The organism is Zunongwangia sp. L-65 (assembly GCF_056859415.1).
The window spans coordinates 82,782-95,295 of the sequence record NZ_JBSXOK010000080.1 but is presented as its reverse complement, the minus strand read 5'-3'; the positions used below and the strand labels follow the sequence as shown (position 1 = coordinate 95,295).

Here is a 12,514-nt window from a genome sequence, read left to right as displayed (position 1 = left end):
TTGCGTTTCAATTCAGCTATTTTGTCAAAAAAGTGAATATATGAAAAGTACAGAAGTAAAAGCGTTTGGCGCTAAAACTGAAAAATCAGATTTAGAGCAACTTCAAATCAATCGTCGCGAAACACTTGCAGAAGATGTTGAAATCGATATTTTATATTGTGGCGTATGCCATAGTGATATCCATACCGTAAGAAATGACTGGGGTGGTTCTAAATACCCCGTTATCCCTGGACATGAAATTATAGGTAAAGTGGTAAGTGTTGGTGAAAACGTATCGAAATTTAAAGAAGGGCAGCTTGTAGGCGTTGGTTGTATGGTAGATTCCTGCCAGCAATGCGAATCTTGTAAAGAAGGCTTAGAGCAGTACTGCGAGAACGGTATGGTAGGTACTTATAACGGAAAAGATAAACATCTTGGTGGGCATACTTTTGGTGGATATTCAGAGAAAATTGTAGTCGATCAAAAATTTGTTCTTAATGTTCCTGAAAATTTAGATACCAAAGCAGTTGCACCACTTTTATGCGCGGGGATTACTACATGGTCACCTTTAAGAAATTGGAATGTGAAAAAGGGTGATAAAGTTGGGGTCATTGGTCTTGGTGGTCTTGGACATATGGGAATTAAGTTTGCGCATGCTTTAGGTGCTAAAGTGGTCATGATTACGACGTCTCCCGGTAAGAGCGAAGACGCGAAGAAATTAGGAGCAGATGAGGTCTTAATTTCCAAAGATGAAAAACAAATGGCAGAAAATGCAGGAAGTTTTGACTTTCTTCTAAATACCGTTCCCGTAAAACACGACTTAAACCCATACATTGGTTTATTAAAAAGAGATGCTACCATGGTGATGGTTGGAGCAATAGAACCACTGGAATTTCACGGAGGTGGATTAATAATGGGAAGAAAAAGCCTGGCCGGATCGCTTATTGGTGGTATCAGAGAAACGCAGGAGATGTTAGATTTTTGTGGCGAACATAATATTGTTTCAGATATAGAGATGATCAACATGCAAAATATTAATGAAGCTTACGATCGCGTGACCAGTAACGATGTGAAATACCGTTTTGTAATCGATATGCAATCGCTTAAAAATTAATGAAAGCTTCTCTACATCGAATCAATATTCGATAAATTATAACAAATATTTATTAAGGCTGCTTTTAAGTTATACTCTACGGATTTGTAACTTAACGGCAGCTTTTTTATTCATTAAATTCAAAAAATCATGAGTCTATTTTCATCATTATTAGGAAATGCAGGAGCAATAAGTAAAGAACAATTACAGGAGAAATATCATAAATTATTAATTCCATCTGAAAATATTGAAGCAGGTTTTCAGCTAATTCGAGATACTTTTATTTTCACCAATAAACGATTAATTCTTGTAGATATACAGGGATTAACCGGCAGAAAAATAGAATACTTTTCTGCTACTTACAAGAGTATTTCTAGATTTAGTGTGGAAACCGCGGGTAGTTTTGATCTTGATGCCGAGCTTAAGATCTGGATTTCTGGAGAGCAGCAACCATCGATAAGCAAACGTTTTAATAAAAGCGTCGATATTTATGAAGTTCAGAAGATATTAGCCTCTTTCGTACTATAATTTGATTTCTTCATAATCTTTTTATTTTCGCTTTAAACGATACATCAATGAAAACCCTTTTCAAAAATATCAAGGAATTAATACAAATTCGTGATCCTGAAATTAAAAAAGTTGATGGCCTGGAAATGAAAGAACTACCATCTATTAAAGATGCCTGGCTACTTATTGAAGATGATAAAATTGTTGATTTTGGGAGTATGGAAAGTTTTCCTGAAAACAATACGGCTAAAATTATTGATGCCTCGGGAAAACTTATTCTACCCGCTTGGTGCGACTCTCATACCCACATTGTATATGCCGGTAACCGTGAATTAGAGTTTGCAGATCGTATAAATGGATTATCTTATGAGGAAATTGCGAATCGTGGTGGCGGAATATTGAATAGCGCTAAAACATTACAGGAAACTCCAGAAGATGAAGTGTATCTACAATCGGCTGCCCGATTAGAAGAAGTCATGAAACTAGGTACGGGTGCGGTAGAAATCAAATCGGGTTATGGCTTAACCGAAGAGGGCGAATTAAAAATGCTACGCGTCATTAAAAAACTTCAGCAACATTATGATATCCCGATAAAATCGACATTTCTTGGTGCACATGCGATTCCTACTGAATACCAAAGTGATCCCGAAAAATATATGGACTTGGTGATTAATGAAATTTTGCCCAAAGTTGCCAATCAAAATTTAGCAGAGTATATCGATATTTTTTGTGAAAAAGGTTATTTCTCTGTCGAGGACACCCATAAACTTTTAAGTGCTGCCAAGAAGTATGGCATGAAACCCAAAATACATGTCAACCAGTTTCATGCTATTGGAGGAATTAAAGCGGGAGTTGAACATCAAGCCTTAAGCGTAGATCATTTAGAAGTGATGACGAATGAAGATATAGAGAGCCTAAAAAATACTGAAACCATGCCGGTGGCGCTTCCCTCCTGCTCACTTTTTCTAAGTATTCCTTTCACCCCTGCACGAAAAATTTTGGATGCCCAATTACCCATCGCTTTGGCAACAGATTTTAATCCCGGCAGCACCCCTAGCGGAAATATGAACCTGGTACTTTCCCTGGCTTGTATAAAAATGAAAATGACTCCAGAAGAGGCCATCAACGCAGCAACTATAAACGGTGCCTACGCTATGGAACTTAGCGACGTTGTTGGAAGCATCACCAAAGGAAAAAAAGCGAATTTGATTATGACAAAAAAAATTCCGTCCTACACGTTTCTTCCTTATGCCTTTGGAAGTAATAATATCGATACGGTTTACATCAACGGAAAAGCAATTGACTAATGCTACAGGTTAAGTTTTATAATTTTGATGACATTCAGCATAAAATTTCGGGTAGACCTGGAGAAACCAAATTCGGAGAAAAAATAGGTTTTGTAAAAAATGTATTTGAATTATCGAATCTAAAACAAACGTATATTCTACTAGGAATTCCTGAAGATATTGGCGTTCGCGCCAACCATGGTAAACCCGGGACTTCTAAAACCTGGGAAGCTTTTCTAAATTCATTTTTAAATATTCAGGTAAACGAGTATACCTATCCTTCAAACATTGCGATTTTAGGTGAATTAACCGTAAAAGATTTGATGGAAAAAGCATCAAATTTGGATAAAAATAGTCCTGATTATTTCACAAATTTGGGTAAACTGGTTGAAGAAATAGATCATAGGATTTCAGAAGTGATCGAAATCATTGTTGCCTCCGGAAAAATCCCGATCATCATAGGCGGCGGTCATAATAATGCCTACGGAAATATAAAAGGAGCTTCTAAAGCTCTAAAATCTGCTATAAATGTATTGAATATCGACGCGCATACCGATTTACGAAAACTGGAACACCGGCATAGCGGTAATGGATTCAGTTTTGCTAAATCTGAAGGTTTTCTAAACCGCTATTTTATTTTCGGTTTGCACCAAAATTACACGCCTCAATATATTTTTGAAGAAATAAAATCTGATAAAAACATCCAATTTCAGTTGTTTGAATATTTAATGGGAAAAGATTCAAAATTCGTTCAAAAATCACTAAAATCAGCTGCAGATTTTGTTTTCCAATCTCAAAGCGGACTAGAGATTGATTGTGACAGTATTAAAGATTTCCCGAGCAGTGCACAAACACCTTCGGGAATTAAGCTGGAAGAAATAAGAAACTTTCTTAAAACCTATAATTTCAGCAATTGTCAGTATCTGCACTTATGCGAAGCGGCGCCTTCCAAAGAAAACCTTGGACAGGTAGGCAAAGCCTTAAGCTACCTGGTTTGTGATTTTATTTCTGAAGAAAAAATTAAAGAGATTTAATTCCTAAATAAGGGTTTCATACAGTTACATTTTTCTAACCAACATATTTGGATCATTGAATTTAACTGGTCTTTAATTCTTAATGCTGATAGACATTCATTTTAAAAAATGATCAACTCATCTTGACTAGTGAAATTGGCGATCGTTATGTTCTGGAAAGCATCTAAAGATTTGGTAATTCACAGTTCGTGCATTTAGCATGGCCTACTAGTTTCCCATCGATATTCGTTTCGTATTTACAACATTCTTTAAATCGATCTATCATCATTATTTTTGAACGCCGAATACGGGCTTTTGTATTTGCGAGTGATATGCCCATACATGCTGCGGCTTCTTTTTGTGGTTTCCCATCAATATACACAAGCTTCATAACATCGCAGTATTCCTTTGGCAAGTCCGATAAAAATTTATCAAAACAGCAAACTTCAGTAAATGGATTCAAATCCTCATCTAAACACTGCAATTTAGCATCAGTTATGTCAAAAATCGAACGATTAAAATAATCATTGATCTCATTTCGAATAATCTGAAAGGCCCAGGATTTTAATTTTCCCGGATCTTTCAGTTTATCCAAATTCTTATGGATTTTTAAAAATGAACTTTGTAAAATGTCATTTGCGCAATCTCCATTCTTTGTTCGTTTCAGAATAAAGAAATAAAACTCTTCCTGATACTTGTTCCAAATCTCTTTGGTATCCATAAAATTATCCTTTCTAAGCGCAACAAGTGCAATCACATTTACAATTCTCGCAAGGGCAACTTGTAGTTGCGCAATTCTCACAATCGCAATTGTTACATTCACACTGGGTACATTCGCAATCATTCATATCAATAGGTTTTCTATGTAGACTGAAAATGCAGTAGAAAGATACAATTTTACACTAGAATTTATCCATTATTGGTAAAACCCGGATAACAGGTCATTCCTCCATCAACAAAAATGGTTGCTCCATTAATATATTCAGATTCATCTGAAGCTAACCATGCTGCAACGCTACCAATGTCTTCTGGTTCCCCTATTTTATTATAAGGGATCACTTTTTTCATTTGTTCTCTACCTTCCTTAGTTTCCCAAACATCCTTATTAATATCTGTTTTTATGGCTCCGGGTGCGATACTATTGCAGCGTACTTTTTTTGGAGCGTACTCCTGGCAAATAGTTTTCATAAGCATTTCTATTCCACCTTTCGAAGCTGCATAATTAGCGTGACCAGCCCATGGTATTATTTCATGAACCGAGCTCATATGAATAATTTTACCTAAAGACTTAGAAACTTCCGGACGCATCCCACGGCGCATAAATTCTTTAATAGCTTCTCTACATGCTAAAAACTGGCCCGTAAGATTAATATTGATAACTGCATTCCATTGGTCTAATGTCATTTCGTGAAGTGCAGCATCCTGCTGCATTCCAGCGTTAGGCACACAAATATCTATGGTTCCGAATTTATTTATACCAGCTTTAAAGATCTTCTTTACTTCGTCTTCCTTACTTACATCTGCTTTTACCACTATAGAATCACCGCTAAGTTTACATTCGCTAATTTCGTGTGCTACCTCTTCAGCTTCCTCTTTACTGGAATGATAATTAATAATTACGTTGGCGCCTTCTTTACCTATGGCAATAGCCACAGCTTTGCCAATACCAGAGCTAGATCCTGTTACTATACAAGTTTGACCTTTTAATCGTTGGTTAGGTTTCTGCATAACTTCCTTTTTTCTTTTAAAGTTAGCCGAATTGTAATCTAAAATATGTTATTCAGACGTTAATTTCTTATAAACACCATTACTCCACCCAAATCCGTCCTGGGTGGGATATTCACCTCCTCCACTTTCTTTAGAAAGATCTTCTACATTATATTTTTCTGTCATTTTATAAGTATTCTCGTAAACTTTTTCGTTTAGATTTGTCCAACGCTCTTTAATAGTATTCGCCAATCCTGAGATTTGATAGTTTTTAAGTCCTTTATAAGTAATCCATTGTAAGGGTGCCCAGCCATTTGGTGCATCCCATTGCTGCCTGGTATGATTGGAAGTACTCACTACTCCGCCTTCTTTTAATAATCGAGATTCGATAACTTCGGCTACTTTTTGTGCTTGATCATCTGTAGCGATCTCAAAGAATAAAGGATAAACTCCGGCTACAGAAATTACCGGAGTGTGTTGCGCCATTTTAAAATCATAATCCATGTAAAAACCAGTAGCAGTATCCCAAAAATATTTTTCTATGGCTGCACTGCGATTTACAGCAAGTTCTTTATATGCTTTTGCTTTATCTGGATTTTCATTGATGAGATAGGCTTTTGCAATGGTTTTTTCTAAGTGATAGAGCAAACTATTTAGGTCTACAGGTAATATATCTGTAGTATGAATGGCAGATAAATTAAAGCTTCCGCTTTTATCTGGTTTTATCCATCTACTGGAAAAGTCCCAGCCCGATTCGGCTGCTGCTCTTAAATCCCGATAGACTTCCTCTTCACTACGTTCTTGATTGTGATTCACTGCTTCTTCAGCAGTCTTGATGTCTTCCCGATAACTTTCTGGTCGCGGTGTATTTTTGTTATCATAATACCGGTTAAGGATACTACCATCTGGCATTCGCACCACTCTATTTAAAACCGAATCTCTTTCAGAAAGATTCTTTACACCTTCCATCCAAAATTGATATTCTTTTTCTAATTCTGGTAAGTATTTGGCATATAACGTGTTGCCTTTTTCTTCGGCTAAGACATCAATCATTAGTGAATAAAACGGCGGTTGCGACCTACTTAAATAATAAGTACGGTTTCCATTGGGGATAAATCCAAATTTATTAATCAAATAGGAAAAATTATCGATCATGTGCTGTATGGTTTCTACTTCGCCATCAACCTGTAAGCCCAGCATGGTAAAATAACTGTCCCAGTAATAAATTTCACGAAAGCGTCCACCAGGAACTATATATGAATACGGTAAAGGAATTAAAGTTCCACTTAACTTATCATCAGCAGGTCGTTTTAAAACCGACCATAACTTTTTTATATGTGTAGCAATATCAGAAGAATCTGTTTGATAGCCCTGCGAGGTTTCTTCTCCGGGTAACTGGAAATTATCCCTTAGAAACTTAAATATCGCTGAATCTCCTTTATTTTTAATTTTTTCATATTCCCGTTTTATACTATCCAACGAATTTTCGGGAATAGCATCCACAAAGGTTTTGCTATCACTAAACAAGTTCTCATTTTGTTGAATTTCGTAAAAAAGATCAGCATACAATTCTTCAGGAGGTAAAATGACAATTCTTTTCTCTTCCCTGGTTATTTCTTGTTTTGGCTCTTCTTTACAAGCTATAAAAGTTAAAGCCACTATAAGAACATAAAGTAAGTTTTGATACAATCTTATCATAGTTTTTCGATTCAATTAGAAGGAATATAAATATAGATAAGATCAATAACTTTAGGAAAGTTAATAACGTATTATTGCTTTCTGTCCTCTTTTTATTCGGTGTGAGCGATGGTTATAAAACTGCACAGAATCTAATTGTTGCTTCTTAAATTGATTTTGTGGAAGTGTCTTAATATTTTCTTCTCCTGATATTCCACTGCAGGCCAGAAAAAGAATAATACCTAAAATACCTAAAGATTTAAAAAGCTTCATTTTAAGATTATGGTTTGATCCTTACAATTGTAGTTAAAACAATAGTGCAGTAACATACCCACATGAGGGGATATTTATGGGAAAATCGAGTAAAATAGTACATTTGCTAAAAAAGAGAAGTATGGAAATTATAGCATTTGAACCCCAATATCGTGGCGACTTTAAAAATCTGAATATTCAATGGTTAGAAGCCTTCTTTTGGGTAGAACCTCATGATGAAGAAGTTTTGGGAAAACCTGAAAAATATATCATTAAACCCGGTGGACATATTTTCCTGGTAAAAGACAACACAGAAATTATTGGTTGTGTAGCACTGATGAAAATAGAAGAAAATATATTCGAATTAACCAAAATGGCTATTTCACCAAATCACCGTGGCAAACAAATTGGTCAAAAGCTTATGGAGCATACCATCAATTTTGCGAAAAGCCAACCTTGGGAATCACTCATTATCTATAGTAACAGGAAGCTAGAAAATGCTATTCATATCTATCAAAAATTCGGTTTTCAGGAAATCCCGATAGAAGAAAATAATCCTTATGCACGTGGAGATATTAAAATGAAACTCCGTTTGTCTTAAATCTTTGTAAAACAAGCTTTTGTTTTATTTGTCTTCTGTAATTTTATACTCCAATCAAAATCTTGGAACAATGAAAAAACTGATTTTTAGCCTTGCTACGATAGCGGCTTTAACAGCCTGTAAAAATAATAAGTCTGATGCCGAACCGGGAGAAATGATCCCTGCAGAAGAAAGTACCGCATTAAATGACGACATGAACGAACAGGAGGAAGCAAATATTAATATTGAACCCGTGTCTCATGCGACGGCTGTAATTAATTGGGATGATGCGGTGTTTTACACCGATCCTGTTGGCGGTGCCGAATTGTTTACAGAAATGGATAAGCCAAATTTTATTTTAATTACAGATATTCATGGGGATCATATGAATGCCGAAACCCTGGAAGGTCTTGAACTTGGTGACACAAAAATTATCGTTCCACAAGCGGTTAAAGAACAATTACCAGAAACTTTACAGGCCAATCTAATGGTCATGGAGAATGGAGACCGTATGCAATTAGAAGGCTTTACTATTGAAGCCTTACCAATGTATAATCTTCCTGAAGTGGATGACGCCATGCACGTAAAAGGTCGTGGTAATGGTTACGTGTTAGAGAAAAACGGTAAACGTTTATATATTTCTGGAGATACCGAAGATATTCCTGAAATGCGTAATCTTAAAAATATTGATGCGGCATTAGTTTGCATGAACCTTCCATATACCATGCCGGTAGATCAAGCTGCTGAAGGTGTTTTAGCCTTTGCTCCCAAAAAAGTGTATCCTTATCACTATCGCGGCAAAGATGGACTAGCAGATGTTGAAAAATTTAAATCCTTAGTTCAGGAAAAGAACGATAGTATTGAAGTTATTTTACTGGACTGGTATCCAGAAATGTAATTTTATCGTTTTACTTTAATTTTTAAGCAAAAAATAAGGCTGTGAGTTGATGTGCTCACAGCCTTTGTAGTTTTCTACGTTTATTGATTGATCTTTAGAAAAGGGCTGGTTAGGCGTTTGCCTTAAGGGTAACAGGTAATTTAAATTCTTCTACATCTGGGTTAACTGTACAGTGAATTTTCTTGTAATTAAGTTTTTCCTTAATAAAGCGTTTTACAGTTTCGCTTTCTGCCTCTACAGATAACACAACGATTTCGTGATCCTTATTTATCGCTAAAAGAACATTTGCCCTGATATCTTTTTTAAGATTTAGTTTGTGGTGCTTTAGTAAAGAAGAAATTTCTATACTCATCATTCTTGGATCTGGCTTGATAGCCTTCTCTGGATTGTTTGCATTTACAGCTACTGTACTGCAAAACGCGATTGCTAAAGCTAGCAATAAAGATTTGAATCTTTTCATGATAAAAAATGTTTAAAAAGTTAATACACTAAAAAGACGGTAGTAAAACAGCGATTGTTACACAACACACTGATTTTTAAGATGTTTTTAACGTTTATACATTAAAGGTCATGATTATAATAAACAAAAAAGCCCGCGAATTGGCGGGCTTTAGTCTGTAATCGAGATTCAAATATCTTATCTCGTTTATAAAATATACTTTTTGAACTTAAATGCCTGGGATTGCCCAGAAGAAAGTTACTAGTAAAAATATGATTAACAGCTTAAGAAAGTACAGCCTGTACTTTATCTGCTGCTTCTTTAAATTGTACGGCACTGGAAACTGCCAGACCACTTTCGTCGATCAGTTTCTTCGCAACATCGGCATTGGTACCTTGTAATCTTACAATAATAGGAACCTTAATTGCATCTCCCATATTTTTATAAGCATCTACAATACCTTGTGCCACACGGTCACAACGTACGATACCTCCAAAAATATTCACAAGAATGGCTTCTACTTTTTCATCTTTTAAAATTAATCTAAAAGCTTCTTCTACACGTTTAGCATCTGCAGTACCTCCTACATCAAGGAAGTTTGCAGGCTCACCACCAGCTTGTTTAATAAGATCCATGGTTGCCATAGCAAGACCAGCACCATTAACCATACAACCTACGTTACCGTCTAGATCCACATAGTTAAGACCTACTTCCTTTGCTTCTACTTCAGTAGGGTTTTCTTCACGCTTATCACGCATCTCTGCGTAGTCTTTGTGACGGAAAAGTGCATTGTCATCTAAAGTAACTTTAGCATCTACTGCTAAAATCTTGTCGTCACTTGTTTTAAGTACCGGGTTAATCTCGAATAAAGAGGAATCAGATTTATCGAATGCAGTATAAAGAGAGGTGACAAATTTTGTCATTTCTTTAAAAGCTGTTCCACTAAGACCTAGATTAAAGGCAATTTTCCTGGCCTGGAAAGGTAAAAGTCCTGTGGCAGGATCAATCTCTTCGGTAAAAATTAAATGCGGTGTTTCTTCCGCAACGGTTTCAATATCCATTCCACCTTCCGTAGAATACATGATCATATTGCGACCTGTTGCACGGTTTAATAAAACCGACATATAATATTCTTCTGGTTCGCTATCTCCTGGGTAATAAACATCTTCTGCTACGTATACCTGGTGCACTTTTTTACCTTCCGCAGAGGTTTGAGGAGTTACCAAATTCATCCCTATGATTTCTCCGGCAATCTGCTCTACTTCTTTAAGGTTTTTTGCAAGCTTAACGCCGCCTCCTTTACCACGACCACCTGCATGAACCTGTGCTTTGATTACGTGCCATCCGGTCCCGGTTTGCTCTGTTAGTTCTTTTGCGGCTTTTACAGCTTCTTCTGCAGTTTGGGCTACGATCCCTCTTTGAGTACGTACTCCAAAGCTACCTAGAATCTCTTTTCCTTGATATTCGTGTATGTTCATAATCAGGTATTTCTTCTGTTTTAATTATGGTACACAAAAGTAACAAATGTAAAAGTATTAGACCAACAAATTTTCCTTAAACATTCAAATGAAGCCTGGTAAATCCATAGATCAATTAAGAAATCACACTATGTTTTGAATCAGGCTATAAGGTTATCGTAAATAATACCTGGTATTTTCTAATTTCTGAGGTTTCTCCACTATTTTTGCCTTTTTATTTCAAACCAAATTGAATGCTTATTTTTAAAGCAATAATTTGGTAAAATCGAGTTTATAAAAACACTAACAACTTCCTTGAAAGAAACTAAAAAATATAATTGCTTATGAATAAGGGGTTGGTCGCATTGGCTATAGGTGGCTTTGGTATAGGCATGACCGAATTTGTAATTATGGGTATTTTACCAGATGTAGCTACCGCATTAGACATTAGCATTCCGCAGGCAGGTCATTTTATTTCAGCATACGCACTTGGGGTCGTTATTGGCGCCCCACTTTTAACTGGTATTGGCGGAAAATGGCCGGCACATAAAACCTTACTTTTTTTAATGTTATGGTTTACGGTTTTTAATTCCTTATCAGCCTTTGCTAATAGTTACCACTTATTATTAATTTCCAGATTTTTGTCTGGATTGCCTCACGGTGCGTTTTTTGGAATTGGTGCGGTTGTAGCCAGTAAGCTGGCAAAACCGGGAAAAGAAGCAAGAGCAATTGCCACCATGTTCACGGGACTTACCCTGGCCAATGTGATAGGGGTACCTCTTGGAACTTATTTTGGACATAATTTTAGTTGGAATGTTGCTTTTATGCTGGTAGGTATTGTTGGTATTTGTGCCATATTAGGGATTAAATTCTGGATGCCCGAACTGCCCAAAAGCTCACCAGATGGAATCGTTAAAGATTTTAAAGTACTCAAAAAATTAGAGCTTTGGATGGTTATTTTACTTACCACCATTGGCACGGGAGGCTTCTTTGCCTGGTATAGCTATATCGCTCCGCTAATTACAGATGTTGCCGGACATCCTGAAACCGTAGTAAGTTATGCCATGATTTTAGCTGGATTGGGAATGGTAACCGGTAATTTTATAGGTGCAAAATTAGCTGAGAACTTCTCTCCTATCCATGCGGTTTTAATCGCTTTAATTTTAATGGTTATCGCCTTAGTTTCAAATACCTATTTAGCTCACGATAAAGTTGGCGTTTTAGTGATGACCTTTTTAATAGGTACCATTGCTTTTTGTCTTTCTACACCAGTACAAATGGCAGTAATCAATTCGGCAAAAGGATCTGAAATGTTAGGTTCTTCGCTAAACCAAAGCGCATTTAATATGGGAAATGCCTCTGGAGCCTATTTAGCCGGCTTACCGATTGCTGCAGGTTATGCTTATACTTCAGCAGATCTTGTTGGTGCGGGTATGGCAAGTGCCGGTATTGTCATTACTTTTATTGTAATTTATATCAGGAAGAAAAATAAAAAGGCTATTACAACAGCGCACACCTAAAACACCTAAAAGCAAATATTAGAAATGATTTTTAATTGTAGGGGTCTTAGTTTAAAAGCTCTAAGGGCATCAAAGTAATTGATACCATTTCTCTACTAAACTTACA

The 12,514-nt window shown here is 36.3% G+C and carries 13 protein-coding genes; 7 read left to right on the top strand and 6 right to left on the bottom strand.

Features of this window, described 5'->3' with window-relative positions:
• The first annotated feature begins 40 nt into the window (after positions 1-40).
• The 4 genes from AC13DP_RS19900 (at position 41) to AC13DP_RS19885 (ending at position 3,899) form a co-directional block, all read left to right on the top strand.
• Entirely contained in the window at positions 41-1,093 is a 1,053-nt protein-coding gene (locus tag AC13DP_RS19900) for an NAD(P)-dependent alcohol dehydrogenase (RefSeq protein ID WP_013071134.1), read from the top strand.
• Between the two features lie 129 nt (positions 1,094-1,222).
• Entirely contained in the window at positions 1,223-1,600 is a 378-nt protein-coding gene (locus AC13DP_RS19895; RefSeq protein ID WP_013071133.1) for a PH domain-containing protein, read from the top strand.
• A 47-nt stretch (positions 1,601-1,647) separates the two neighbouring features.
• Positions 1,648-2,886 (top strand): imidazolonepropionase, encoded by a 1,239-nt coding sequence (gene hutI, locus AC13DP_RS19890; protein ID WP_483068350.1) that lies wholly within the window; start codon positions 1,648-1,650, stop codon positions 2,884-2,886.
• Positions 2,886-3,899: a formimidoylglutamase gene (locus AC13DP_RS19885; RefSeq protein ID WP_483068349.1), complete on the top strand. Its 1,014-nt coding sequence runs from the start codon at positions 2,886-2,888 to the stop codon at positions 3,897-3,899. The genes hutI and AC13DP_RS19885 overlap by 1 nt, the downstream gene beginning before the upstream one ends.
• 163 nt (positions 3,900-4,062) lie before the next feature.
• On the opposite strand, the gene AC13DP_RS19880 is transcribed toward AC13DP_RS19885, so the two are convergent.
• The 4 genes from AC13DP_RS19880 to AC13DP_RS19865 form a co-directional block, all read right to left on the bottom strand.
• Entirely contained in the window at positions 4,063-4,722 is a 660-nt protein-coding gene (locus AC13DP_RS19880; protein WP_483068348.1) for a sigma-70 family RNA polymerase sigma factor, read from the bottom strand.
• Between the two features lie 65 nt (positions 4,723-4,787).
• Positions 4,788-5,606, bottom strand: coding sequence for an SDR family oxidoreductase (locus AC13DP_RS19875; protein WP_013071129.1), 819 nt, complete (start codon positions 5,604-5,606; stop codon positions 4,788-4,790).
• 48 nt (positions 5,607-5,654) lie between these two features.
• Positions 5,655-7,283 (bottom strand): alpha,alpha-trehalase TreF, encoded by a 1,629-nt coding sequence (gene treF / locus AC13DP_RS19870; RefSeq protein WP_483068347.1) that lies wholly within the window; start codon positions 7,281-7,283, stop codon positions 5,655-5,657.
• Positions 7,284-7,343: 60 nt separating this feature from the next.
• The gene (locus tag AC13DP_RS19865; protein ID WP_013071127.1) at positions 7,344-7,535 is read right to left on the bottom strand and encodes a hypothetical protein; all 192 of its coding nucleotides are present in this window, start codon (positions 7,533-7,535) and stop codon (positions 7,344-7,346) included.
• Between the two features lie 121 nt (positions 7,536-7,656).
• Between AC13DP_RS19865 and AC13DP_RS19860 the strand changes: the two genes are divergently transcribed.
• Both AC13DP_RS19860 and AC13DP_RS19855 read left to right on the top strand, forming a co-directional pair.
• Positions 7,657-8,115: a GNAT family N-acetyltransferase gene (locus AC13DP_RS19860; protein ID WP_483068346.1), complete on the top strand. Its 459-nt coding sequence runs from the start codon at positions 7,657-7,659 to the stop codon at positions 8,113-8,115.
• 70 nt (positions 8,116-8,185) lie between these two features.
• Positions 8,186-8,992, top strand: coding sequence for an MBL fold metallo-hydrolase (locus AC13DP_RS19855; RefSeq protein WP_483068345.1), 807 nt, complete (start codon positions 8,186-8,188; stop codon positions 8,990-8,992).
• A 109-nt stretch (positions 8,993-9,101) separates the two neighbouring features.
• Here AC13DP_RS19855 and AC13DP_RS19850 read toward each other — a convergent pair whose 3' ends face one another.
• Positions 9,102-9,452, bottom strand: coding sequence for a hypothetical protein (locus tag AC13DP_RS19850; protein WP_483068344.1), 351 nt, complete (start codon positions 9,450-9,452; stop codon positions 9,102-9,104).
• A 263-nt stretch (positions 9,453-9,715) separates the two neighbouring features.
• Complete coding sequence (sucC, locus tag AC13DP_RS19845; RefSeq protein ID WP_013071123.1) at positions 9,716-10,909, bottom strand: ADP-forming succinate--CoA ligase subunit beta; 1,194 nt, start codon at positions 10,907-10,909, stop codon at positions 9,716-9,718.
• A gap of 323 nt (positions 10,910-11,232) precedes the next feature.
• Here sucC and AC13DP_RS19840 point away from each other — a divergent pair, with 323 nt between their 5' ends.
• A complete protein-coding gene (locus tag AC13DP_RS19840) occupies positions 11,233-12,408 on the top strand; it encodes an MFS transporter (protein ID WP_483068343.1) in 1,176 nt (391 codons plus the stop codon).
• Positions 12,409-12,514: the final 106 nt, after the last annotated feature.

Bases quoted from the DNA above. Each gene is read 5' to 3' on its own strand.
- AC13DP_RS19900 (WP_013071134.1), top strand. From the start codon at position 41: ATGAAAAGTACAGAAGTAAAAGCGTTTGGCGCTAAAACTGAAAAATCA.
- AC13DP_RS19895 (WP_013071133.1), top strand. From the start codon at position 1,223: ATGAGTCTATTTTCATCATTATTAGGAAATGCAGGAGCAATAAGTAAA.
- hutI (WP_483068350.1), top strand. From the start codon at position 1,648: ATGAAAACCCTTTTCAAAAATATCAAGGAATTAATACAAATTCGTGAT.
- AC13DP_RS19885 (WP_483068349.1), top strand. From the start codon at position 2,886: ATGCTACAGGTTAAGTTTTATAATTTTGATGACATTCAGCATAAAATT.
- AC13DP_RS19880 (WP_483068348.1), bottom strand. From the start codon at position 4,722: ATGATTGCGAATGTACCCAGTGTGAATGTAACAATTGCGATTGTGAGA.
- AC13DP_RS19875 (WP_013071129.1), bottom strand. From the start codon at position 5,606: ATGCAGAAACCTAACCAACGATTAAAAGGTCAAACTTGTATAGTAACA.
- treF (WP_483068347.1), bottom strand. From the start codon at position 7,283: ATGATAAGATTGTATCAAAACTTACTTTATGTTCTTATAGTGGCTTTA.
- AC13DP_RS19865 (WP_013071127.1), bottom strand. From the start codon at position 7,535: ATGAAGCTTTTTAAATCTTTAGGTATTTTAGGTATTATTCTTTTTCTG.
- AC13DP_RS19860 (WP_483068346.1), top strand. From the start codon at position 7,657: ATGGAAATTATAGCATTTGAACCCCAATATCGTGGCGACTTTAAAAAT.
- AC13DP_RS19855 (WP_483068345.1), top strand. From the start codon at position 8,186: ATGAAAAAACTGATTTTTAGCCTTGCTACGATAGCGGCTTTAACAGCC.
- AC13DP_RS19850 (WP_483068344.1), bottom strand. From the start codon at position 9,452: ATGAAAAGATTCAAATCTTTATTGCTAGCTTTAGCAATCGCGTTTTGC.
- sucC (WP_013071123.1), bottom strand. From the start codon at position 10,909: ATGAACATACACGAATATCAAGGAAAAGAGATTCTAGGTAGCTTTGGA.
- AC13DP_RS19840 (WP_483068343.1), top strand. From the start codon at position 11,233: ATGAATAAGGGGTTGGTCGCATTGGCTATAGGTGGCTTTGGTATAGGC.